This window comes from Streptomyces koelreuteriae (assembly GCF_018604545.1).
Lineage (GTDB): Bacteria > Actinomycetota > Actinomycetes > Streptomycetales > Streptomycetaceae > Streptomyces > Streptomyces koelreuteriae.
Genome location: NZ_CP075896.1, coordinates 7,405,793 through 7,428,039, shown reverse-complemented (window position 1 = coordinate 7,428,039; position 22,247 = coordinate 7,405,793). Strand labels below are relative to the sequence as shown.

The following is a 22,247-nucleotide window of genomic DNA, read 5'->3' as shown; positions in this document are numbered from 1 at the left end:
CTCCTCCGCACCTCCCCCCTTGTCCCCCGAATGGGCCCACTGCCGCGCCGTGTTCCTGCCCGGCGACCCGGCCCGCACCGGCCACATCGCCTTCTGGCGCCCCGACGGCGAAGCCCTGCGGGCCATGGCATCGGCGTCCGCCACCGACCTGACTGTCGCCGTCCCCGGCAGCGAGGGAATCGAGGCGGAGAGCGTGCCCGCCGTCCTGCTGCCGGTGCGCACGGCCCTGCCGGTCCTCACCCGCGCAGGGGTGAGCGCCCAGGGGCACCGGTCCACCGTGTTCTGGGGCGCGGCGGCCGTGCACGCCCTGCACCTCGTGGCGCGCGGTCTGCTGCTGCCGGGACTGTCCCAGGGCGACCACGACGCCTGGCGGACGGGTCCCCTGCATGCCCAGGACGTCGAGGCCGTCCGCAGGCTCGCCGCCGCGATGCCGCCCGAGGCGCACTCCGTGCCGCTCGCGGGATCGGGGCCGCTGCGGCTGCCCGACCCGGAGCGGCTTCTGCGCGCCTTCCTCGACGCCGTCGCCGACACGCTGCCCCGCTCCCCCGCCGCGCCGCTGGTGACCGGCGGTGCCGCGTACGCGTCGCCCGAGCCGGTGCTCCTGCCCGAGCAGCGCGCCTGGGCCGCCGATGTCGCGGCGGGCCATGACGCGGGCGTGCGGCTGTCGCTGCGGATCGAGGCACCCGGTCTGACGGACGCGGCGGCCGACGCGGACGTGACGTTCCGGGCCGTGCTCCAGGTGCACAGCGTGAGCGATCCCGCACTGGTCGCGGACGCCGCCGACGTCTGGGCCGGTGCCGGGGGCGAGGCCTTCGGCCCGCGCGCCCGGATGGACGTCCTGCTCGCCCTGCGCCGCGCGGCCCGGGCCTGGGACCCGCTCACGCCACTGCTGTCGGCGACCGTGCCGGACGCGGTCGAACTCGCCGACGAGGAGGTCACCGCACTGCTGGGCGCGGGCGCCCGTGCGCTCGCGGCGGCCGGGGTCGACGTGCACTGGCCGAAGGGACTGACCCGCGAGTTCACCACGCGCGCGGAGGTGGGGCCGATGGGTCCCAGCGGCGACGGCGAGGAGGAGCAGGAGTCCGGCAGGTCCGTCGCGGCCCTGCCGTCGTTTCTGTCCGCCGACGCGCTGCTCTCCTTCAACTGGTCGTTCGCGCTGGGCGACCGGCGGCTGAGCCGCGAGGAGCTGGACCGGCTCGCCGAGGCCAAGCGTCCCGTGGTGCGGCTGCGTGACCAGTGGGTCCTGATCGACCCTCAGGAGGTACGGCTCGCCCACTCCCGGCAGGACCACAAGGTCACACCGGTCGACGCGCTGGGCGCGGCCCTGATGGGCTGGGCCGAGGTGGAGGGCAGCCGGGTCGAGGTGCGGCCCACCGGGTGGCTTGCGGCCCTGCGGGAGCGGCTCGCGGACCCCGAGGCGCAGCGGCCCGTGGAGCAGCCCGCCGCCCTCGCGGCCACCCTGCGGGACTACCAGAGGCGGGGCCTGAACTGGCTCGCCGGTATGACGTCCCTGGGCCTCGGCTGCTGTCTCGCCGACGACATGGGGCTCGGCAAGACGATCACGCTGATCGCCCTGCATCTGCACCGGCAGACCGACGCCGAGTCCGCCGGGCCCACCCTGGTGGTCTGCCCGACGTCCCTGATGGGCAACTGGCAGCGGGAGATCGAGCGGTTCGCGCCCGGCACCCCCGTGCGGCGCTTCCACGGCACTCGGCGCAGCCTCGACGACCTGGCCGACGGGGAGTTCGTGCTCACGACGTACGGCACGATGCGCCTGGACGCGCCCCGGCTCACCGGGGTGCCGTGGGGCCTGCTCGTGGCGGACGAGGCCCAGCACGTGAAGAATCCGTACTCCTCGACCGCGCGGGAACTGCGGGCGATCGGCGCACGCGCGCGTGTGGCGCTCACCGGCACCCCGGTGGAGAACAACCTGTCGGAGCTGTGGGCGATCCTCGACTGGACCACTCCGGGGCTGCTGGGCCGGCTCGGCACCTTCCGCAGGCGGTACGCGCAGGCCGTCGAGGGCGGTCAGGACCCGGCCGCCGCGGACCGGCTGGCCCGGCTCGTACGGCCGTTCCTGCTGCGCCGCCGCAAGGCGGACCCGGGGATCGCGCCCGAGCTGCCGCCGAAGACCGAGACCGATCACGCCGTGTCGCTCACCCAGGAGCAGACGGGTCTGTACGAGGCGGTGGTACGCGAGGCGCTGGCGGAGATCTCCGGCGCCGGCAGCATGGCGCGACGCGGCCTGATCGTGAAGCTGCTGACCGGCCTCAAGCAGATCTGCAACCACCCGGCGCAGTACCTCAAGGAGGAGAGCCCGGTGATCGCCGGACGCTCCGGGAAGCTGGAACTGCTGGACGAACTGCTCGACACGATTCTCGCCGAGGAGGCGGGCGTACTGGTCTTCACGCAGTACGTGCAGATGGCCCGCCTCCTCGAACGGCATCTGGCCGCCCGCGGCACACCCTCGCAGTTCCTGCACGGCGGGACGCCCGTCGCCGAGCGCGAGGCCATGGTGCGGCGCTTCCAGGACGGCGAAGTGCCGGTGTTCCTGCTGTCGTTGAAGGCGGCGGGCACCGGTCTGAACCTCACCCGGGCCGAGCACGTCGTGCACTACGACCGCTGGTGGAACCCGGCCGTCGAGGCGCAGGCCACCGACCGCGCCTACCGCATCGGCCAGACCCGGCCCGTGCAGGTGCACCGCGTCATCGCGGAAGGAACCATCGAGGACCGCATCGCCGAACTCCTCATCCGCAAGAAGGAGCTGGCGGACTCCGTCCTGGGCTCCGGCGAGGCGGCGCTCACGGAGCTGTCGGACGCGGAACTGGCGGAACTGGTCGAACTGCGAGGGGCGCGATGAATCGACACGACGGAGACATGGAGCGCACGTTCGCGGCACTGCCGCCCGCGCGCGGCCGGGGCTTCGCGCAGACCTGGTGGGGCCAGGCCTGGCTGAAGTCACTGGAGGACACGGCGCTGGACTCGGCGCAGCTCAAGACGGGCCGTCGGCTCGCCCGGGCGGGAGCGGTCGGCGCGGTGTCGGTGCGCCCGGGGCGGCTGACGGCCGTCGTCCAGGACCGCGACCGCACGGCACACCGGGCCGATGTCCTGCTGGCGGAGCTCTCATCCGAACAGTGGGACCACTTCTTGGACATGACGGTGGAGCGGGCCGGGCATGTGGCGGCGCTGCTGGACCGGGAGATGCCGCCGCACCTGGTCGAGGACGCGGCGGCCGCAGGCGTCGAACTACTGCCGGGCCTGGGCGATCTGGAGCCCAAGTGCGACTGCGACGCCTGGGACCACTGCGGGCACACGGCAGCGCTCTGCTACCAGGTGGCACGGCTGCTGGACCAGGACCCGTTCGTCCTGATGCTGATGCGGGGCCGGGACGAAGCCGCCCTGCTGGACGCTCTCCAGACCCGCGGCGGCGGATCCCCCGCGGAGTCCTCCGGGCCGGAGGGTGTGGACGCGGCCGAGGCGTACGCGGCCGGTGACATCCTCCCTCCGCTGCCGGACCTGCCCGGACTCCCGGGCGAGCCGGGGGTGCCACGGTCCCTGGACACCGAGACCCCGCCCGCTCCCGGCATCGACCCGGCCGCGCTGGAGTTCCTGGCCGCGCGGACCGCCGTACAGGCCCACCGCCTGCTCGCGGAGGCCCTCCGGGGTGCCTCCGAAGCGGAGTTGACTCTGACGCAGGACGCGGTGCGGCTGGCCGCAGGCAATCCCGGACGCGAGGTGGCGGACCGTCTCGCCGACGGGTCGGGACGGGGCCCGGAGGCGCTCGAAGCAGCGGTCCGTGCCTGGCACCTCGGCGGTACGGCCGCACTGGCCGTGCTCGACGAGGAGTGGCAGGTGGAGGGCGAAACGCTCGCACGCGCGCGTGCCGCCCTGGAGTCGGCCTGGGACACGGACGAGCGGCCGGAGCTGCGGGCGAGCGGCAACCGGTGGACGGTCGTCGGCGCACCGGTCCAGCTGCGCCTCGGCCGGGACGGCCGATGGTGGCCGTACGTCGAGGAACGCGGCCGCTGGATGCCCGCGGGAGGCGCCGCACAGGATCCGGCGACGGCCCTGACGACGGCGGATCCGGCCGCCGGGGACGGATCAGCGCCGGAGGAGGCGCCTCTACGGCAGTAGCTCGCCGGTGTCCAGGGACGGGAGGAGCGATTCGAGGTCGCTGGGCAGATCGCTCGGCAGCCGGCTCGGAAAGTCCGACGGCAGCCGGGTCCGCAGCTCGCTGGGCACTTCGGTGGGCAGCTTGGTGGGGATGCCGTAGGACGGGGCAGGGGTGCGGCTCGTGCTCCCGGCGGGCGGCTCCCGGTCCGGCGAGTCGTCGCCTCCCCTGGCCATCAGCACCACCGCGCACACGGCTGCGGCGGCCACGAGCACGGTGATCAGGATGAGCAGCGGATTCCGCCGCTGAGGCGGTACGGGCGGCATGGCCATACCGACCAGGGTCACCGTGCACCGCTCAAGGCGCGAGCGGTGCACGGGAGTTGCTACGGACTCATGGCGTGGATCGCATGATTCCGTAGCATTCCAGGCGGTACGGCCGACGCCCGCACAGGCACGCGTCCACGCGCGCGTGTGCTCAGCCGCGCGCCCCCAGCAGGTGGTCCATCGCCAGCTGGTCCAGGTGCTCGAAGGCCATGCCCCGCGCGGCGGCCGCGTCGACGTCGAAGGCCTCGAAGGCCGACCGGTCGGCGAGCAGGGCCTGGAGGCCGTCCGCGGCGGTGGGCTGGGCCAGCTCGTCCAGGCGGGCCGCGCGCAGCGCCGCCTGGACCTCCGGGTCGGCGCGGAAGGCCGCGGCACGCTCCTTGAGGATGAGGTAGTTGCGCATGCAGCCGGCCGCCGACGCCCACACCCCGTCGAGGTCCTCGGTCCGCGGGGGCTTGAAGTCGAAGTGCTTCGGGCCTTCGTAGCCGGCCGACTCCAGCAGGTCGACCAGCCAGAACGCGGCCCGCAGATCGCCGGCGCCGAAGCGCAGGTCCTGGTCGTACTTGATGCCGGACTGGCCGTTGAGGTCGATGTGGAACAGCTTGCCCGCCCACAGGGCCTGCGCGATGCCGTTCGGGAAGTTCAGCCCGGCCATCTGCTCGTGCCCGACCTCGGGGTTGACGCCGTACAGCTCCGGACGCTCCAGACGGTCGATGAACGCCAGGGCGTGGCCGACGGTCGGCAGCAGGATGTCGCCGCGCGGCTCGTTCGGCTTGGGCTCGATCGCGAAGCGCAGGTCGTAGCCCTGGGAGGTGACGTACTCGCCGAGCAGGTCGAAGGCCTCCTTCATCCGGTCCAGGGCCACGCGGACGTCCTTGGCGGCGCCGGACTCGGCCCCCTCGCGGCCGCCCCAGGCCACATACACCTGGGCGCCGAGTTCGGCGGCGAGGTCGATGTTGCGGATGGTCTTGCGCAGCGCGTAGCGGCGCACGTCACGGTCGTTGGCGGTGAACGCGCCGTCCTTGAAGACCGGGTGCGTGAAGAGGTTGGTGGTCGCCATCGGGACCTTCATGCCCGTGGCGTCCAGCGCCTGCCGGAAGCGCTTGATGTGGGCCTCGCGCTCGGTGTCGCTCGAGCCGAACGGGATCAGGTCGTCGTCGTGGAAGGTGACGCCGTGCGCGCCCAGTTCGGACAGGCGCTGCACCGACTCGACCGGGTCGAGGGCACGCCGCGTGGCGTCGCCGAAGGGATCCCGTCCCTGCCAGCCGACGGTCCACAGGCCGAAGGTGAACCTGTCCTCGGGGGTGGGCTGGTAGCTCATGCCGCGGCTCCTCGCTCGCTGAGACTATTTCGTCATGGCGATTTACAAATTAGTATGCGAGCACCTCTCTGGGAAGAGACAGCGCCCTTCCGGGAAGAGACAAGGTGTCCCGGAGTGAGAGAAGCAGGACCGGAGCAGGACGAGAGCAGAGGGAGAAACCCGATGTCAGCAGCCGAGGGTCCGCTCGTCGTCGGCGTGGACTCGTCCACCCAGTCGACCAAGGCGCTGGTCGTCGACGCGGCCACCGGCCGGGTCGTGGCGAGCGGCCAGGCCCCGCACACCGTCTCCTCGGGGGCGGGCCGCGAGAGCGATCCGCGCCAGTGGTGGGACGCGTTGTGCGAGGCCCTGCGCCAGTGCGGTGACGCGGCGCACGAGGCCGCCGCGGTGTCGGTCGGCGGGCAGCAGCACGGCCTGGTCACCCTGGACGACCGGGGCGAGCCGCTGCGGCCCGCCCTGCTGTGGAACGACGTGCGCTCGGCGCCGCAGGCCCGCAGGCTGACCGAGGATCTGGGCGGCGCGAAGTACTGGGCTGAGCGCACCGGAAGCGTCCCCGCCGCGTCCTTCACGGTCACGAAGTGGGCCTGGCTGGCCGAGCACGAGCCGGAGGCGGTCCGGGCCACGAAGGCCGTGCGCCTCCCCCACGACTACCTCACCGAGCGGCTCACCGGGCAGGGCACGACCGACCGCGGCGATGTCTCCGGGACGGGCTGGTGGGCGTCCGGGACGGAGTCGTACGACGAGGAGATCCTGGCGCACGTGGGGCTCGACCCGGCCCTGCTGCCCCGTGTGGTCCGGCCCGGGGAGGTGGCGGGCACGGTGCACAGCCACGATCTGCCGTTCTCCAAGGGCACTCTGGTCGCGCCCGGGACCGGCGACAACGCCGCGGCGGCGCTGGGCCTCGGGCTGCGTCCGGGCGTGCCGGTGATGAGTCTCGGCACCTCGGGCACGGTGTACGCGGTGTCCCGGCACCGGCCCGCCGATCCGAGCGGCACGGTGGCGGGCTTCGCCGACGCGCGCGGTGACTGGCTGCCACTGGCCTGCACCCTGAACTGCACACTCGCCGTCGACCGCGTCGCGACGCTCCTTGGCCTGGACCGCGACGCCGTGGAGCCCGGCACGGCCGTCACCCTGCTGCCCTATCTGGACGGCGAACGCACCCCGAATCTGCCCAACGCCTCCGGCCTGCTGCACGGTCTGCACCACGACACCACCGGCGGCCAACTGCTCCAGGCCGCCTACGACGGTGCCGTGCACTCCCTGCTCGGCGCGCTCGACCTGGTCCTGGACCAGGACGCCGACCCCTCGGCGCCCCTGCTGCTGATCGGCGGCGGCGCCCGGGGCGCGGCCTGGCAGCAGACCGTACGAAGGCTGTCGGGGCGTCCCGTGCAGGTGCCCGAGGCCAAGGAGCTGGTGGCGCTCGGCGCGGCCGCGCAGGCGGCCGGGCTGCTGACCGGGGAGGACGCGGCGGCCGTGGCACGCCGCTGGGACACGGCGGCCGGGCCGGTGCTCGACGCCGTCGAGCGGGACGAGGAGACGCTGGCCAGGATCGCCGGGGTACTCTCCGACGCGGCCCCGCTGCTGGAGCGGCCCACGGACACCCACTGAGGACTGGCGTCAGGCATGACCGCACCGCCGCACGAGGCTCACCCCGCCGGGCCGGGACGCGGGCTGCCCGACACCCAGCAGGGCATGCGCCGCCGCAATCTCGCCCGGGTCCTGCACACCGTCCGCGCCGAGGGGCCGCTGTCCCGGGCCGCCGTCGCCTCGCGGATCGGGCTGACCCGGGCAGCGGTTTCGACGCTCGTCGACGAACTCGTCCGCTCGGGGCTGATCGAGGAACTGGGGCCCGAGCGGCCCGGCCGGGTGGGCCGCCCCGGCTCCGCGCTCGCCGTCAGCGGACGCGGGCCGGCCGGGATCGGCGCGGAGATCGGCGTCGACCATCTCGCGGTCTGTGCCGTCGACCTGCGTGGCACGACCCGGGCGCGGGCGATACGGCAGGGCGCGAACCGCGGCCGTTCTCCCGGGCCCGTCACAGCCGAACTCACCGAGCTGATCGGCCGGGTCGTCGCCGAGGCGGAGGGCGAGGGCCTGTGGCCCGCCGGGCTCGCCGTGGCCGTACCGGGACTGGTGGCCCGGGACGCCCGGACCGTCGTACGCGCCCCGAACCTCGACTGGCACGACACGGACCTCGGCGCCCTGCTGCCGGCGGATCTGCCGCTGACCGTGGACAACGAGGCCAACTTCGGGGCACTCGCCGAACTCTGGCTCCAGGACGGCACACCGCGCGACTTCCTGCATGTGTCGGCGGAGATCGGCATCGGTGCGGCCGTCGTCGTGGACGGCGGGCTGCTGCGCGGAACACGCGGTTTCGCGGGTGAGTTGGGACATGTTCCGGTCCGGCCGGACGGACCGGCCTGCGCGTGCGGCGGACGCGGCTGCCTGGAGCAGTACGCCGGTGAGGAGGCGGTGCTGCGTGCGGCGGGCCTGGAGCCGGACGAGGACCGGGTGGGACTGCTCGCTGGACGCGCCGCCGAAGGTGACGAGGACGTACGCCGTGCCCTGCGTGACGCGGGCACCGCGCTCGGTGTCGCCCTGACCGGGGCGGTCAATCTGCTCGATCCCGAGAGCGTGGTGCTGGGCGGGGAGCTGTCCGGTCTCGCGCCCTGGCTGCTGCCCTCGCTTCGGGAGGAGCTGGCGCGGCGCACCGCGGGTCCGGCCTGTCCCGTGTCCGTGTCACGGCTGGGCCCTCAGGGACCGCTGCTGGGGGCCGCGCACTCGGTCGTGCGGGCGGTGCTGGACGATCCGGCGGCCGTCGCCGCGCGGGCCTGAACCCTCGGACAGCCCGCATCACCCACAAGAGTGGGCGAGTTATCCACATTCGCCGGTCAGTCCACCGAAACACCTCGCTCCCTTCTGACGGTCCGGCAGGCGCCGTAACGTGAGGATCCGTCGAAGCGAAAGGCATCCCGTCATGGACCAGGCAGCACCGCTCCCCAACAGGCGAGGCATCCTCGTGGGCGCCGCCCTCACCGCCGTTCCTTACGTCCTTCTCCCGGGCACACGGGCCGCGGCCCGGCCCCAGGCCCCCGACCACCCCGGGGCCGAGTGGCACCCGGCGACCGGAGCCAACTACACGGCGTCGAACCGCCCCCGAGGCCATCCCGTCGACCGCGTGATCATCCATGTCGCGCAGACGACCTTCGCCGGCACCCTGTCCATCTTCCGGAACCCGAGGAAGCAGGTGTCCGCCCACTACGTGGTGCGCTCGGCCGACGGCCATGTGGCGCAGTGCGTACGCGAGGCCGACATCGCGTGGCACGCGGGGAACTGGGACTACAACAAGCGCGGCATCGGCATCGAGCACGAAGGCTGGGTCGACCAGCCCGACTACTTCACGGACGCCGCGTACGAGGAATCGGCCCGGCTCACGGCGGCGATCTGCGCGCGGCACGGCATCCCCCGGAACCGGGACCACATCATCGGCCACCACGAGGTACCGGGCAGCGACCACACCGACCCGGGCGGCCACTGGGACTGGAAGCGCTACATAAGACTGATCAGAGACGCCACCTGAGGAAAAGCCGCCTCCCCCGCCCCACCTCACGTCCCGGTTACAAAGCGCTCAACCTCTGGTTGCGACACGGTAAGCGCGCAACGATGGAGCCATGACTCTGGCCCAGCGCGCCATGGAGCGCCTGCAGGCCTGGCCCGACCTGATGCCGGGCCCGGCGAGTTGCGGTACCGGACGGGCGATCCGTTCCGTCCGTGACGAGATCCTCCACTTCCACTCGGCACGGGACGTGGACCTCCACCTCACCCGCCGGGCCATCCAGCGCATCCACTACGACCTCGCCGGTTCGAGCGCGATCCACCTGGTTCCCGGATCGTCCTGGGTGACGGTCCACCTCGACTGCGAAGCGGACGTCGATCTGCTGCTGGGCCTGGTGAGCATCGCGCTCAAGGCCCACCAGACCCCGCCCGCCGCCGACGAGGCGCGCCCCGCCGGATGCAACTTCCACCGTGTCAGGGTGCTTCCGCGCGACGCCGCCGCGGGCGGCTGAGCCTTGGTGACACCGTCGGAGGAGGTCAACGCCGAGGCCTGGCGTGCGTACGGAGCCCACCATCTGCGGCGTGGCACGGAGCTGCCCGAGGTGGCGCGGTTCGACTGGGGTTGCGAGGGCGCCGGGCCGGGGACCGAGGTGCTGGGCGAGCTCGCGGGCCGGCGGGTACTGGACCTCGGATGCGGTCCGGCCCGGCACGCCGCCCATCTGGTGCGTGCCCACGGCGCGCTGGTGGACGCGGTCGACGCCTCGGCCGGACAACTGGAGCGGGCCCGTGCCCGGTACGGCTCGCTGCCCGGGCTGCGGCTGGTCCTGGCCGACGCGGTGGAGCATCTGCGCACGGCGGAGCCGTACGACGTCGTCTACGCCCTGCATGCCGTGCCGTATCTCGACCCGCACCGGCTGCTGCCCGCCCTCGCCTCGGCGCTCAGGCCTGGCGGCAGGCTCTGCTTCACGGTGCTGCACACCAACTCGCGCGGTGACGGCCCGTCGGACCGGGTCACGGCCCGGCCCGAGATCCTGCGGCTGGCCGGCGGCGGTGACGTCACCGTGCACATGTGGGTCCTCGCCCCTGACCTCTGGAAGGAGTTGCTCACCGAGTACGGGCTGCGTGTGGAGCGGGTCGATGTCCTCGACACGCCGGAGGCGGGCAACCACGCGTCCTACCGGCTGTTCCAGGTGACCCGGCCCGTCCGCGTCTCCTCCCGGCCGCGCGTCGACCGGCCGCCGCCGGCTCATGCCGCGATCGGGGTCGGCGCCATCCTGTACGGGCCCCGGGGGCTGCTCCTGGGCCGGCACCGGCGCGGGACGTGGGAGCTGCCCGGCGGGACGGTGGAACCCGGGGAGTCGTTGCGGGAGACGGTGGTGCGCGAGCTGGGCGAGGAGACGGGGCTCAGGGCGCGGCCGGAGGACGTCCGGCTGCTGGGGTCGCTCCTCGACGACGCGGGCGGTGTCGTCCGGGTGACCGTGGCCGCCCGGGTCACCGTCTGGCAGGGCGAGCCGGCGGACCAGCCCGACGAGAGCGTGGGCCGCTGGCGCTGGTTCGGCCTGGACCGGCTGCCCGATCAGCTGTTCGTGTGCAGCGCGCAGGCCCTCACGGCGTGGCGGCCCGGGCTGCCGATCGACCACACGCCCGCGCACTACACGCCGTACGCCACCGGAGCGGACGGCGGCTGAAGCACCCGGAGGGGTGTGTTTTTCCGACTTTTTCCGCGTGGTCGGCGGTCAGCCGTACTCCTGTGCCCCGACGTCTGGTCCACTGCCCTGAGGACTTCTGACGAGGCATCAGGGGGTACGGTGACAGGTCGTCACAAGCGGCGCGGAGCAGGCAGAGCGGTTCTGGCGTTTCTCACGGTGTTCGGCGCACTGGCCGGTGCGGGTGTGGCGGAGGCGGCTGAGGCCGATGCCGTCCACAAGCGCGTCCGGGTCGCGCCGGGCGTCACCTATGAGCACTTCGACATCCAGGCGGCCAAGGGGGTGACCCACGCGCATGTGCTCAAGGTCGACCTGGGCAACCCTCGGGTTCAGGTCGACCTGCTGTACCCCGGGGCGGTGGCCTCGCGCGCGCTGGTCTCGCGGATGGCCGACGCCCAGGGCGCCGTCGCCGGTGTCAACGGCGACTTCTTCAACATCACCGAGACGCAGCACCCGGGCGTCGAGGCGACCGGTGCGAGCGTGGGCCCGGCGATCGCGGCCGGGCGGGCGCTCAAGGCGGCCGTGCCGAAGGGCCAGCGTTTCGGGCCCGCGCTGCCGCCCGGCACGACCACGAAGGACGTGCTCGGGGTCGGAACCGACCGGCGGGCCCGGCTGGACCGGCTGGCTCTCGACGGCTCGGTCCGCACCTCCTCCGCGCGGCTGCCGCTCGGCGGGCTCAACCAGTACGCGCTGCCGGTGGGTTCCGTCGGCGCGTTCACCTCCGCGTGGGGCAGCGCCTCCCGGGTGCGGGCCACGTGCGGCACGGACACGGACCGGGCGGCTCCGTGCAGCAAGGACACTCACGAGGTGACGGTCCGCGACGGCAAGGTCGTCTCGACCGCCGACTCCCCCGGCAGCGGCCCGATCACCGAGGGGACGACCGTGCTGGTCGGCCGGGAGGAGGGTGCCCAGCAGCTTCGGAAGTTCTCCACCGGGGAAGCGGTCGAGGTCGAGCACGCCCTCGTGGCGGCCACGAGCGGCGTCCCGTACCGTCTCGCCCTCGGCGGTTATCCGGTCCTCTCGGGCGGCAGACCGCTGCCGGGGCTGGACGACACGGCGTCGGCCGTCCGTACGGCCGTGGGGCTCGCCGACGACGGGCAGCGCATGCTGCTGCTCGCGCTGGACGGTGGCGCCACGTACCGCAGCGGCCTGACGATCGCCGAAGTGGCCGACACGATGCGGCGGCTGGGCTCACAGGACGCCTTCAGCCTGGACGGCGGCGGGTCGTCGACGCTGGTCGCCCGGAAGTCCGGCGCGAGCGCCGTGTCCGTACGCAACCACCCCAGCGGCGGCGCCGAACGCGCCGTCCCGAACGGCATCGGCGTGTTCTCGAGCTGAGGGCCCCCAAGGCCCCCACCCAAGAACTCAAGGCCTCAAGGCCTCAAGGCCTCAAGGCCTCAAGGCCTCAGGCTGCTGACGATCTCCGCCGTCGCCGTGATGCCGCTGTGGATGGTGGGGGCGATGCTCGTGCTGGCCAGGTAGAAGCCGAGCAGCAGGCAGACCAGCGCGTGGGAGACCTTCAGCCCGCCGTTGCGCAGGAAGATCACCGCAAGGATCACAAGCAGCAGCACCACAGAGATGGAAATGGCCATCGTCAACTCCTCCGCCACGCCGCCCTATCCGATTCACGGCGTTCGGCCGCAAGTGTGGCGTAGCGGAGGGTTCGTCCGGGTGGCTGACCTGTCCGCCGAACGTGTGAAGTCCTATGCCGCCCGGCGGGCGTCCAGGAAGGCTTCCAGTCCGGCGAGGTCGTCGGTGTTGAGGTGGTCGACGTCTGCGGCGAGCAGCTCGGCCCACACCGCGTCACGGGCGGGCCCGGCCAGATCCGGGGTCGCCCAGAACCGCACCCTCTGCCCCCGCGCGTGCGCGGCTCGGACGATGCCCCGCAGCTTCTCCCGCTCGGCGTCCGGGAACGCGCCGACGCCCTGCCAGGTGAAGTTGAGGGTCCAGTTGTCGCTGATCAGTGGGATGAAGGAGGCCGGCGACTGGCTGCCGAGGTCGGCGAGGCGGCCGTCGTAGAAGGCGCGCCGGACGCGCTGGGCCTCCATGGGGGCGCGGGCCGCGCGGTCGCCGGAGATCACGGCGGTGACGGGCCCGGGGAGGACACGGCCGTGGGCGTACGTCGTGAACAGGTGCCGGTAGCGCCGCAGATGCCGGTCGAGCTCGAGGTACGTCGACGAGCCCTCGGTCTTGATGTCGACGAGGAGTTGCAGCGAGCCGCGGTGCCCCCGGTACACGCGGCCCTTGTTGGCGCGGACGCGGGCGGCGAGCGGGTCGAGGTAGAGGGACTCGAGGGTGCGGGAGGGGTCGAGGTCCTCCGGGTCGTGGGCGACGAGCAGCCGGTCGCCCACGAGGTAGATGTCGGCCTCGACGCTGCCGAAGCGGTGGTCGAGGGCGTCGAAGAGGGGGCGCGGATGCTCGTAGTCGTTGTGGGCGTGGGCGCGCCACAACGGGCGGCAGCCGTGCCGTCGTTCGCCGGCCACGGCCTGGGTGGCGGGGAGGGCGACCGAGCCGACGAGGGCGGCGCCGAGGGTGGTGAGGGCTCTGCGACGGGTGGTGAGGGCCATGCTCTGCCTCCCTGGAAGTGGCGGACGGGAACCCTGCGAGTATGGGTCCCGGCAGGTTCAAGAGGCAGGCCCGTGCACGGAGTTGGCCGGACCGCCGCTCCGCGTTCACTTCACCGGAGCGGTGCGCACGGAAAAGCCCGCCCCAGGTGGGACGGGCTTTCCCCGGGCGTCGACCAGGTGTACGTCAGGGGGCCTGGAGGTCGACGAGTCCGGCCAGGGCCTCGCGGTGGGCTCCCGCCGTGCCGTAGGCGATCGAGTCGGCCTTGGCGCGCTTCAGGTACAGGTGCGCCGGGTGCTCCCATGTCATGCCGATGCCGCCGTGCAGTTGCAGTGCCTCCTCGGCGGCGTGCACGGCCACGGGTCCCGCGAAGGCCTGGGCGACGGTGACGGCCACCTCGACGTCCTCGCCCGTGGCCAGCGCGTCGGCGGCGTTTCGGGCGGCCGCGCGGAGGTTGACGACCTCCAGCCAGAGCTGGGCCAGCCGGTGCTTGAGCGCCTGGAAACCGCCGACGGGCCGGTTGAACTGCTTGCGTTCCTTCAGATAGCGGACGGTCTCCGTCAGCGCCCAGTCGGCGAGCCCGAACTGTTCGGAGGCGAGCAGTCCGGCTCCGGCGGTCAGGGCCCGGCGTACGGCGGGCTCGGCGTCGCCCAGCAGCCGGGCCGGTGCCCCGTCGAGCGTGACGGTCGCCAGCGGGCGGGTCAGGTCCAGGGAGACCTGGGGCGTGACGGTCGCGGCCGTGGCGTCGACCGCGTACAGGCCGCCGTCGTCGGCGGGCACGAGCAGGACGTCCGCGACGGCCGCGTCCGCGATGCCGGTCAGCTCGCCGCGCAGTGGGCCGTCCTCGTGCCGGACCACCTTGTAGGCGGTGCCCGGCGCGACGTTCAGCGCAACGGCGAGGGCGCCGATCCGCCGCCCGGACGCCAGGTCGGCGAGCAGGTCGTCGGCGTCGCACGCGAGCAGGGCCTCGGTGGCGACGACGGCGCTGGTCAGGTAGGCCACGGGAGCGACCGCGCGGCCCAGTTCCTCCAGGACGACGGCGGCTTCGCGGTGCGTGGCGCCCTGGCCGCCCTTGTCCTCGGGCACGAGGAGCCCCGCGAGGCCCATGCCGTCGGCGAGCGCCTTCCATGCCTCACGGTGGTGCGGGGTGTCCGACTCGGTGCGGGCGATCACGCCGGGCGCGTCGCAGTGGTCGGCGAGCAGGTCCCGTACGGCGGCCCGCAGCGCCTCTTCCTCCTCGGAGTAGAGAAGATCCGTCATCGGGCCAGGTCCTTCCAGGCGACGTCCTTGTCGGTGCGCGGTTCGGCGGGCAGGCCGAGGACGCGTTCGGCGACGATGTTCAGCAGGACCTCGGTGGTCCCGCCCTCGATGCTGTTGCCCTTGGAGCGCAGATAGCGGTAGCCGGCCTCGCGGCCGGTGAAGTCGACCAGTTCCGGGCGGCGCATCGTCCAGTCGTCGTACAACAGGCCCTCCTCGCCGAGGAGTTCCACGTCCAGGCCACTGATCTCCTGGTTGAGGCGGGCGAAGGCGAGCTTCATGCCAGCGCCTTCGGGGCCGGGCTGGCCCACGACGAGCTGCTGGCGCAGCCGTTCGCTGGTGAGCCGGGCGACCTCGGCCTCCACCCAGAGCTTCAGCAGCCGCTGGTGCAGGTCGTGGGTGCGCAGCTCGGGCCGCTCGCGCCAGGTCTTGGAGACGAGTCCGATCATGCCGCCCTCGCGGGGCAGCCGCATGCCGCCGATGGCGACGCGTTCGTTGTTCAGCGTGGTCTGCGCGACCCGCCAGCCGTCGCCGACCTCCCCGAGGCGGCGCGCGTCGGGGATCCGGACGTCGGTGAGGAACACCTCGTTGAACTCGGCCTCGCCGGTGACCTGCCGCAGCGGCCGCACCTCGACGCCCGGGTCGGTCATGTCGCAGACGAAGTACGTGATGCCCCGGTGCTTGGGCACGTCCGGGTCGGTGCGGGCGATGAGGATCGCCCAGCGGGAGTTGTGCGCGCCGGACGTCCACACCTTCTGCCCGTTGACCACCCACTCGTCGCCCTCGCGTACCGCGCGGGTGCCGAGGGCGGCGAGGTCGGAGCCGGCGCCGGGCTCGCTGAACAGCTGGCACCAGACCTCCTCGCCGATCCACAGCGGCCGCAGAAAGCGCTGCTTCTGCTCCTCGGTGCCGTACTTGAGGATCGTCGGGGCGGCCATGCCGAGCCCAATGCCGTTGCGGCGCGAGTCGTTGTCGGGAGCGCCGGCCGCCTCCAGCTCGGCGTCCACGACGGCCTGCTGCGAGCGCGGGGCGTCGAGCCCGCCGAGGCCCTCCGGGTAGTGCACCCAGGCGAGTCCGGCGTCGAAGCGGGCCCGGAGGAAGTCCAGGCGGTCGGTCGAGGCGGGCGGATGGGCGGCCAGCAACTCCCGGGTACGACGGCGCAGTTCCTCGGCGCTGGTCATGCTGCTGCCTCCTCCATGACGACGGCGATCCGTCCGGTGGTCAGGCCGTCCGCGACCTTCTGCACGGCGGCGGCCGCTCCCGAGAGCGGGACGCGCTCGCTCACCAGCGGCTTGATCGCGCCCCGGGCGGCCAGCTCGGTGAGCTGCTCGTGGCAGTGCTGGACCAGCTTCGGGTTCTTGGTGTTGTAGAGGCCCCAGTGCAGGCCCATGATCGAGTAGTTCTTCACCAGGGCGTGGTTCAGGGCCGGGCTGGGGATCGTGCCGCCGGCGAAGCCGACGACGATGATGCGCCCCTCGAAGGCGACGACCTTGGCGGACTGGGTGTAGGCCTCGCCGCCGACCGGGTCGTAGACGACGTCGGCGCCCCGGCCGCCGGTGGCCTCCTTGACGGCGGCGACGACGTCCTCGGCGCGCCGGTCGATCACGACGTCGCAACCCAGCTCACGGGCGACGGCCGCTTTCCCGGGGCCGCCGACGACACCGATGACGGTGGCGCCGGCGGCCTTCCCGAGCTGCACGGCCGCGCTGCCGACCCCTCCTGCGGCAGCGTGGACGAGCAGGGTCTCGCCGGCCTCCAGACCGGCCCGGCGGTGCAGTCCGAACCAGCCGGTCTGGTAGCCGATGTGCAGGGCCGCGGCCTCCGCGTCGTCCAGGGCGTCCGGCGCGGGCAGCAGGGCGGCGGCATCGGCGACGGCGTACTCGGCGAAGCCGCCGTGGGGCAGCGCCGGGTTGGCGATCACGCGGCGGCCGTCCTCGGTCTCGCCGCAGATCTCCACGCCGGGGGTGAAGGGCAGCGGCGGCCTGACCTGGTACTGGCCCCGGCACAGCAGGGCGTCCGGGAAGTTGATGTTCGCGGCGCGCACCTTCAGCAGGACCTGGCCGTCGCCGGGGACCGGCCGCGCCACGTCCGCCAGGCGCAACACCTCGCCGGGCTCGCCGTTCTCGTGCACTTGCCATGCCTGCATGCGGGGCCTCCACGGGACTGCGTCGACTGCGTCGTACGACCGGGGTCGGTTCGCATACTAAGCGGTTGCTTGCCGATCAGGGAACAGTCATCGGCTCACGACTTCCTGGGCCGCGCCCGCACGTGCATCCGCTCCCCCTGCGGTCCGAACAGGCTGAGGAACTCCACGGGCCCCTCCCCCGTCGACCCGAACCAGTGCGGCACGCGTGTGTCGAACTCGGCGGCCTCACCCGCCGTGAGCACCACGTCGTGCTCGCCCAGCACGAGGCGCAGCTTCCCGGACAGCACGTACAGCCACTCGTAGCCCTCGTGCGTGCGCGGATCCGGCTCCAGGCTCCGCCGGGGTTCCAGCACCTTGTAGGCCTGGAGGCCGCCGGGCTGGCGGGTGAGCGGCCAGTGGGTGCGGCCGCCCATCACGATCGGCTTCGCCCGCACGCGCGGGTCGCCCGTCGGCGGTGCACCGACCAGCTCGTCCAGGGCCACCTGGTGAGCGCGCGCGATCGGCAGCAGCAGTTCCAGACTGGGTTTACGCAGTCCGGACTCCAGTCGCGACAGGGTGCTGACGGAGATGCCGGTGGTCTCGGAGAGCGCCGCCAGGGTCACTTCCCGCTCCTTGCGCATCTGCCGCAGCCGGGGGCCGACACCCGCGAGTACCTCGTCCGTGGTCATGGTCGTATTGCAGATTCGGCAAACATGTTTGTCAATACCGCGAGACCGGGGCGACGCTCGGCAGTGGAGGTGGTCACATGACCGAGAAGCACACCGAGACGTACGACGAGACGTACGACGTCGTGATCGTCGGCGGCGGTGCCGCGGGCCTGTCGGCGGCGCTGGTGCTGGGCCGGGCCCGGCAGCGCACGCTGGTCGTCGACGCCGGCGAGCCGCGCAACGCGCCCGCCGCGCACATGCAGGGCTTCCTGACACGGGACGGCATGCAGCCCGCCGAGTTCCTCGCCATCGGCCGGGAGGAGATCGCCCGCTACGGCGTGGAGCTCGTGCGAGGCCGGGTGGTGGAGGTGGAGCGGGGCGAGGACGCCGCAGTAGGGCGGGGCGAGGACTTCACCGTCGTACTGGCCGGCGGCCGGACCGTACGGGCCCGGCGGCTGGTCGTCGCGACCGGGCTGAAGGACGAGCTTCCGGCGATCCCCGGGCTGGCCGAGCGGTTCGGCCGGGACGTGCTGCACTGCCCGTTCTGCCACGGCTGGGAGGTGCGCGACCAGCCGTTCGGCGTGCTCGGGACGTCCGCCAAGAGCGTGCACCAGGCGCTGATGGTGTCCCAGTGGTCGAAGGACGTGCGGTTCTTCCTGCACACGGTCGCCGAGGAGGAGCTGTCCGACGAGGATCTGCGCCGGCTCGCCGCGGCCGGGGTCGATGTGGTGCCGGGCGAGGTCGCGGGGCTGGTGGTCGAGGACGACCGGCTCACCGGCGTCCGGCTCGCCGACGGCTCGACGCACGCCCGCTCCGCGCTGTTCGTGGCCCCGCACGCCGTCCCGCAGACCGGCCTGCTGGAAGAGCTCGGCGCCGAGCTGCAGGAGACGCCCTTCGGCGCGTACCCGGTCATCGACCCCACCGGTCTGACGACCGTGCCGGGCGTGTGGGCCGCGGGCAACGCGATCGGCTTCGCCGAGCAGGTCGTGCACGCGGCGAGCGGCGGATACCGGGCGGCGTCCGCGATCGTCGGGGATCTGCTGATGGAGGACCTCGACGCGGCTGCCCAGCGGTAGATGCTCCGATGACCGGCCTCCGCAGTCCGCCCGGGTGTAGAGGCACCGCCTCCGGTGCACCATGGCTGCATGCTGCTGCACCGGCTGGCCCGAGTGTCCCAGGAGGTCGCCGCCACCTCGGCGCGGTCCCGGAAGACGGCGCTGCTCGCGGAGCTGTTCCGGGACGCGGAGGCGGACGACGTGCCGATCGTCATCCCCTACCTCGCGGGACGGCTGCCGCAGGGCCGGATCGGCGTCGGCTGGAAGGTGCTGAGCCGCCCGGTCGCCCCGGCGGCCGAGCCGGGCCTGACCGTGCGGGAGGTGGACGCCCGGCTGGCGGAGCTGAGCAAGGTGTCGGGTCCCGGCTCCCAGACGGAACGGGCCCGGCTGGTCGGGGAGTTGATGGGCGCGGCCACCGAGGACGAGCAGCGGTTCCTGCTCGGGCTGCTCACCGGCGAGGTGCGGCAGGGCGCGCTGGACGCCGTCGCGGTCGAGGGACTGGCCCAGGCGACCGGGGCGCCCCCGGCGGACGTACGGCGGGCGGTGATGCTCGCGGGCTCGCTCCAGGCGGTGGCCGAGGCGCTGCTCTCGGACGGCCCCGCCGCCCTGGACCGCTTCCGCCTCACGGTCGGCCGCCCGGTCTGGCCGATGCTGGCGCACAGCGCCTCCTCGGTCGCCGAGGCGCTGGACAAGCTCGGCGCCTGCGCGGTCGAGGAGAAACTGGACGGCATCCGCGTCCAGGTGCACCGGGACGGCGGCACGGTCCGGCTCTACACCCGCACCCTCGACGACATCACCGACCGGCTGCCCGAAGTGACGGCCGCCGCACTGGAGTTGAGGGGCGAGAGGTTCATCCTGGACGGGGAGGTGATCTCCCTCGACGAGGGCGGGCGCCCCCGCTCGTTCCAGGAGACCGCCGGTCGCGTCGGCTCCCGCTCGGACGTGGCGACGGCCGCCCGCGCGGTCCCCGTCTCCCCCGTCTTCTTCGACGCGCTGTCCGTCGACGGCCACGACCTGCTCGACCTGCCGTGCGCCGAGCGGCACGCGGAGCTGGCCCGGTTGGTCCCCGAGCCGATGCGGGTGCGGCGCACGACGATGTCCGGCCCGGACGACGTGGGCACGGCGGAGGAGTTCCTCGCCGCGACCCTGGAGCGCGGCCACGAGGGCGTCGTCGTCAAGGCGCTGGACGCCGCCTACAGCGCGGGCCGGCGCGGCGCGTCCTGGCTGAAGGTCAAACCGGTCCACACGCTCGATCTGGTGGTGCTGGCCGCCGAGTGGGGCCACGGCCGCCGCACCGGCAAGCTCTCCAACCTGCACCTCGGCGCCCGCACCGCCGACGGCGGCCTCGCCATGCTCGGCAAGACCTTCAAGGGCATGACCGACGCCCTGCTGACCTGGCAGACCGAACGGCTCCGGCGGCTCGCCGTCGAGGACGACGGCCACGTCGTGACCGTACGCCCGGAACTCGTCGTCGAGATCGCCTACGACGGTCTGCAACGCTCCACTCGCTACCCGGCGGGCGTCACCCTCCGCTTCGCCCGCGTGATCCGCTACCGGGAGGACAAGCGCCCGCAGGACGCCGACACGGTGGAGACCCTGCTGGCCGCGCATCCGCGGGTGCGTCCGTGAAGCGCAGCGCGGGCCTGCTGCTCTTCCGCCCCACCGGCAACGGCCCGGAGGTGCTGCTCGGCCATATGGGCGGCCCGTTCTTCGCCCGGCGCGACGCGGGGGCGTGGACCGTCCCCAAGGGCGAGTACGAGCCCGACGAACCCGCCTGGGCGGCCGCCCGCCGCGAGTTCCAGGAGGAACTGGGGCTGCCGCCGCCCGACGGCGAGGCCATCGCCCTCGGCGAGGTCCGGCAGACGGGCGGCAAGATCGTCACGGTGTGGGCGATCGAGGCGGACCTCGACCCGGCGACGATCACGCCCGGCACCTTCCGGATGGAGTGGCCGCCGAAGTCGGGACGGCTCCAGGAGTTCCCCGAGCTGGACCGGGTGGCGTGGTTCGCCCTCGACCGGGCCCGCGAGGTGATCGTCAAGGCGCAGACGGCGTTTCTCGACCGCCTGGCTGAGCACTCGCCCTGAGCAGACGCTCCCGCGTTGCGGTCCCCTCCGCCGCGCGGGAAGGTCGAGACACAGCCCGCACCGAGGGAGGTCAGCCATGCCCATCGCAACGGTGAACCCGGCGAACGGCGAGACGCTCAAGACGTACGAGGCCATGGGCGAGGAGGAGATCGAGCGCCGGCTCCAGCTCGCCGAGGCCACCTTCCGCACGTACCGGACGACGACGTTCGACGAGCGCGCCCGGCTGCTGAACAAGGCCGCCGACCTCCTCGAAGAGGATCAGGACGACATCGCCCGGGTGATGACCACCGAGATGGGCAAGCCGATCAAGCAGGCCCGGGCCGAGGCCGCGAAGTGCGCCAAGGCGATGCGCTGGTACGCCGAGCACGCCGAGGAACTGCTCGCCGACGAGGAACCCGCCGCCACCGATGTGAAGGACTCGGGCGCCTCACGCGTCCGCGTGCGCTACCGGCCACTGGGTCCGGTGCTGGCGGTGATGCCGTGGAACTTCCCGCTGTGGCAGGTGATCCGCTTCGCCGCGCCCGCGCTGATGGCGGGCAACGTGGGCCTGCTCAAGCACGCCTCGAACGTCCCGCAGACCGCCCTCTACCTGGAGGATCTGTTCCACCGGGCCGGCTTCACCGAGGGCGCTTTCCAGACCCTGCTGATCGGCTCCGGCGCGGTCGACGAGATCCTGCGCGACGAGCGGGTCAGGGCGGCCACCCTCACCGGCAGCGAACCGGCGGGCCGCGCGGTCGCCTCCACCGCAGGCGAGATGATCAAAAAGACCGTGCTGGAGCTGGGCGGCAGCGACCCGTTCGTCGTCATGCCCTCCGCCGACATCGACCGGGCGGCGAAGGTCGCGGTGACCGCGCGGGTGCAGAACACCGGGCAGTCCTGTATCGCCGCGAAGCGGTTCATCGTGCACACGGATGTCTACGACGCCTTCGCCGAGCGTTTCGCCGAGGGCATGCGGGCGCTGAACGTCGGCGACCCCACGGCCGAGGACACCGACGTCGGCCCGCTCTCCAGCGAGCAGGGGCTGCGCGATGTGGAGGAACTGGTCGACGACGCGGTGCGCGTCGGCGCGCAGGTGCTGTGCGGTGGCGAACGGCCCGAGGGGCCCGGCTGGTACTACGCGCCGACGATCCTCGCCGGCATCACCCGCGAGATGCGCATCCACCGGGAGGAGGCGTTCGGCCCCGTCGCCACGCTGTACCGGGCGGCCGACCTCGACGAGGCCGTGCTGATCGCGAACGACTCACCCTTCGGGCTGAGTTCGAACGTGTGGACGCGGGACGAGGCCGAGGTGGACCGGTTCGTACGGGATCTGGAGGCGGGCGGCGTGTTCTTCAACGGCATGACGGCCTCCCATCCGGGGTTCCCCTTCGGCGGGGTGAAGCGGTCCGGGTACGGCCGTGAGCTGTCCGGGCACGGAATCCGGGAGTTCTGCAACATCACGACTGTTTGGCATGGTGCGTGAGTGTTGCGGGGCTACGATCCC

20 protein-coding genes are annotated in these 22,247 nt (G+C 73.1%); 12 read left to right on the top strand and 8 right to left on the bottom strand.

Annotated features, from left to right (window positions below; genetic code table 11):
- Positions 1 to 19 precede the first annotated feature (19 nt).
- On the top strand, positions 20 to 2,860 hold the full coding sequence (locus KJK29_RS33545; protein ID WP_370869177.1) for a DEAD/DEAH box helicase: 2,841 nt from the start codon (positions 20 to 22) through the stop codon (positions 2,858 to 2,860).
- Positions 2,857 to 4,134: an SWIM zinc finger family protein gene (locus KJK29_RS33540; RefSeq protein ID WP_215122912.1), complete on the top strand. Its 1,278-nt coding sequence runs from the start codon at positions 2,857 to 2,859 to the stop codon at positions 4,132 to 4,134. The genes KJK29_RS33545 and KJK29_RS33540 overlap by 4 nt, the downstream gene beginning before the upstream one ends.
- Here KJK29_RS33540 and KJK29_RS33535 read toward each other — a convergent pair.
- Both KJK29_RS33535 and xylA read right to left on the bottom strand, forming a co-directional pair.
- Positions 4,123 to 4,443, bottom strand: coding sequence for a hypothetical protein (locus KJK29_RS33535; protein ID WP_215122911.1), 321 nt, complete (start codon positions 4,441 to 4,443; stop codon positions 4,123 to 4,125). The two genes, KJK29_RS33540 and KJK29_RS33535, sit on opposite strands and share 12 nt — an antisense overlap.
- Before the next feature lie 145 nt (positions 4,444 to 4,588).
- Positions 4,589 to 5,755 carry a xylose isomerase gene (xylA, locus tag KJK29_RS33530; protein WP_215122910.1) on the bottom strand — a complete coding sequence of 389 codons (1,167 nt, stop codon included), beginning with the start codon at positions 5,753 to 5,755 and terminating at the stop codon, positions 4,589 to 4,591.
- 162 nt (positions 5,756 to 5,917) lie between these two features.
- On the opposite strand from xylA, the gene xylB reads away from it, so the two are divergent.
- The 6 genes from xylB (at position 5,918) to KJK29_RS33500 (ending at position 12,348) form a co-directional block, all read left to right on the top strand.
- On the top strand, positions 5,918 to 7,360 hold the full coding sequence (gene xylB / locus KJK29_RS33525; protein WP_215122909.1) for a xylulokinase: 1,443 nt from the start codon (positions 5,918 to 5,920) through the stop codon (positions 7,358 to 7,360).
- 15 nt (positions 7,361 to 7,375) lie between these two features.
- A complete protein-coding gene (locus tag KJK29_RS33520) occupies positions 7,376 to 8,584 on the top strand; it encodes an ROK family transcriptional regulator (protein WP_215122908.1) in 1,209 nt (402 codons plus the stop codon).
- A gap of 142 nt (positions 8,585 to 8,726) precedes the next feature.
- Positions 8,727 to 9,329, top strand: a complete 603-nt coding sequence (locus tag KJK29_RS33515) for an N-acetylmuramoyl-L-alanine amidase (RefSeq protein WP_215122907.1) — start codon at positions 8,727 to 8,729, stop codon at positions 9,327 to 9,329.
- A gap of 91 nt (positions 9,330 to 9,420) precedes the next feature.
- Positions 9,421 to 9,816, top strand: coding sequence for a luciferase domain-containing protein (locus tag KJK29_RS33510; protein WP_215122906.1), 396 nt, complete (start codon positions 9,421 to 9,423; stop codon positions 9,814 to 9,816).
- A gap of 6 nt (positions 9,817 to 9,822) precedes the next feature.
- Complete coding sequence (locus tag KJK29_RS33505) at positions 9,823 to 10,992, top strand: bifunctional class I SAM-dependent methyltransferase/NUDIX hydrolase (RefSeq protein ID WP_370869176.1); 1,170 nt, start codon at positions 9,823 to 9,825, stop codon at positions 10,990 to 10,992.
- A gap of 120 nt (positions 10,993 to 11,112) precedes the next feature.
- Entirely contained in the window at positions 11,113 to 12,348 is a 1,236-nt protein-coding gene (locus KJK29_RS33500) for a phosphodiester glycosidase family protein (RefSeq protein ID WP_215122904.1), read from the top strand.
- 59 nt (positions 12,349 to 12,407) lie between these two features.
- Here the strand turns inward: KJK29_RS33500 and KJK29_RS33495 are convergent, their stop codons facing one another.
- The 6 genes from KJK29_RS33495 to KJK29_RS33470 all read right to left on the bottom strand — a co-directional run bounded on the left by KJK29_RS33495 (position 12,408) and on the right by KJK29_RS33470 (position 17,646).
- Entirely contained in the window at positions 12,408 to 12,602 is a 195-nt protein-coding gene (locus tag KJK29_RS33495) for a hypothetical protein (protein WP_189724366.1), read from the bottom strand.
- A gap of 111 nt (positions 12,603 to 12,713) precedes the next feature.
- Positions 12,714 to 13,577 carry a phosphatidylinositol-specific phospholipase C/glycerophosphodiester phosphodiesterase family protein gene (locus KJK29_RS33490; RefSeq protein WP_215122903.1) on the bottom strand — a complete coding sequence of 288 codons (864 nt, stop codon included), beginning with the start codon at positions 13,575 to 13,577 and terminating at the stop codon, positions 12,714 to 12,716.
- Positions 13,578 to 13,761: 184 nt separating this feature from the next.
- On the bottom strand, positions 13,762 to 14,835 hold the full coding sequence (locus KJK29_RS33485; RefSeq protein ID WP_215122902.1) for an acyl-CoA dehydrogenase family protein: 1,074 nt from the start codon (positions 14,833 to 14,835) through the stop codon (positions 13,762 to 13,764).
- Positions 14,832 to 16,013: an acyl-CoA dehydrogenase family protein gene (locus KJK29_RS33480; protein WP_215122901.1), complete on the bottom strand. Its 1,182-nt coding sequence runs from the start codon at positions 16,011 to 16,013 to the stop codon at positions 14,832 to 14,834. Before KJK29_RS33480 ends, KJK29_RS33485 begins: the two co-directional genes overlap by 4 nt.
- Positions 16,010 to 16,978 (bottom strand): NADPH:quinone oxidoreductase family protein, encoded by a 969-nt coding sequence (locus KJK29_RS33475; RefSeq protein ID WP_189724369.1) that lies wholly within the window; start codon positions 16,976 to 16,978, stop codon positions 16,010 to 16,012. Before KJK29_RS33475 ends, KJK29_RS33480 begins: the two co-directional genes overlap by 4 nt.
- Positions 16,979 to 17,073: 95 nt before the next feature.
- Positions 17,074 to 17,646: a helix-turn-helix domain-containing protein gene (locus tag KJK29_RS33470; RefSeq protein ID WP_215122900.1), complete on the bottom strand. Its 573-nt coding sequence runs from the start codon at positions 17,644 to 17,646 to the stop codon at positions 17,074 to 17,076.
- 77 nt (positions 17,647 to 17,723) lie between these two features.
- Between KJK29_RS33470 and KJK29_RS33465 the strand changes: the two genes are divergently transcribed.
- From KJK29_RS33465 to KJK29_RS33450, 4 genes are all read left to right on the top strand, one after another.
- Positions 17,724 to 18,701 carry an NAD(P)/FAD-dependent oxidoreductase gene (locus KJK29_RS33465; RefSeq protein WP_215122899.1) on the top strand — a complete coding sequence of 326 codons (978 nt, stop codon included), beginning with the start codon at positions 17,724 to 17,726 and terminating at the stop codon, positions 18,699 to 18,701.
- 69 nt (positions 18,702 to 18,770) lie between these two features.
- Entirely contained in the window at positions 18,771 to 20,309 is a 1,539-nt protein-coding gene (locus KJK29_RS33460) for an ATP-dependent DNA ligase (protein WP_215122898.1), read from the top strand.
- Positions 20,306 to 20,764, top strand: a complete 459-nt coding sequence (locus KJK29_RS33455; RefSeq protein ID WP_215122897.1) for an NUDIX domain-containing protein — start codon at positions 20,306 to 20,308, stop codon at positions 20,762 to 20,764. The genes KJK29_RS33460 and KJK29_RS33455 overlap by 4 nt, the downstream gene beginning before the upstream one ends.
- Positions 20,765 to 20,840: 76 nt before the next feature.
- The gene (locus tag KJK29_RS33450) at positions 20,841 to 22,226 is read left to right on the top strand and encodes an NADP-dependent succinic semialdehyde dehydrogenase (protein WP_215122896.1); all 1,386 of its coding nucleotides are present in this window, start codon (positions 20,841 to 20,843) and stop codon (positions 22,224 to 22,226) included.
- Positions 22,227 to 22,247 lie beyond the last annotated feature (21 nt).

What these genes read in the sequence shown, in the direction of transcription:
- KJK29_RS33540 (WP_215122912.1), top strand. Translation starts at nt 2,857, where the DNA reads ATGAATCGACACGACGGAGACATGGAGCGCACGTTCGCGGCACTGCCG.
- KJK29_RS33535 (WP_215122911.1), bottom strand. Translation starts at nt 4,443, where the DNA reads ATGGCCATGCCGCCCGTACCGCCTCAGCGGCGGAATCCGCTGCTCATC.
- xylA (WP_215122910.1), bottom strand. Translation starts at nt 5,755, where the DNA reads ATGAGCTACCAGCCCACCCCCGAGGACAGGTTCACCTTCGGCCTGTGG.
- xylB (WP_215122909.1), top strand. Translation starts at nt 5,918, where the DNA reads ATGTCAGCAGCCGAGGGTCCGCTCGTCGTCGGCGTGGACTCGTCCACC.
- KJK29_RS33520 (WP_215122908.1), top strand. Translation starts at nt 7,376, where the DNA reads ATGACCGCACCGCCGCACGAGGCTCACCCCGCCGGGCCGGGACGCGGG.
- KJK29_RS33515 (WP_215122907.1), top strand. Translation starts at nt 8,727, where the DNA reads ATGGACCAGGCAGCACCGCTCCCCAACAGGCGAGGCATCCTCGTGGGC.
- KJK29_RS33510 (WP_215122906.1), top strand. Translation starts at nt 9,421, where the DNA reads ATGACTCTGGCCCAGCGCGCCATGGAGCGCCTGCAGGCCTGGCCCGAC.
- KJK29_RS33495 (WP_189724366.1), bottom strand. Translation starts at nt 12,602, where the DNA reads ATGGCCATTTCCATCTCTGTGGTGCTGCTGCTTGTGATCCTTGCGGTG.
- KJK29_RS33490 (WP_215122903.1), bottom strand. Translation starts at nt 13,577, where the DNA reads ATGGCCCTCACCACCCGTCGCAGAGCCCTCACCACCCTCGGCGCCGCC.
- KJK29_RS33485 (WP_215122902.1), bottom strand. Translation starts at nt 14,835, where the DNA reads ATGACGGATCTTCTCTACTCCGAGGAGGAAGAGGCGCTGCGGGCCGCC.
- KJK29_RS33480 (WP_215122901.1), bottom strand. Translation starts at nt 16,013, where the DNA reads ATGACCAGCGCCGAGGAACTGCGCCGTCGTACCCGGGAGTTGCTGGCC.
- KJK29_RS33475 (WP_189724369.1), bottom strand. Translation starts at nt 16,978, where the DNA reads ATGCAGGCATGGCAAGTGCACGAGAACGGCGAGCCCGGCGAGGTGTTG.
- KJK29_RS33470 (WP_215122900.1), bottom strand. Translation starts at nt 17,646, where the DNA reads ATGACCACGGACGAGGTACTCGCGGGTGTCGGCCCCCGGCTGCGGCAG.
- KJK29_RS33465 (WP_215122899.1), top strand. Translation starts at nt 17,724, where the DNA reads ATGACCGAGAAGCACACCGAGACGTACGACGAGACGTACGACGTCGTG.
- KJK29_RS33460 (WP_215122898.1), top strand. Translation starts at nt 18,771, where the DNA reads ATGCTGCTGCACCGGCTGGCCCGAGTGTCCCAGGAGGTCGCCGCCACC.
- KJK29_RS33450 (WP_215122896.1), top strand. Translation starts at nt 20,841, where the DNA reads ATGCCCATCGCAACGGTGAACCCGGCGAACGGCGAGACGCTCAAGACG.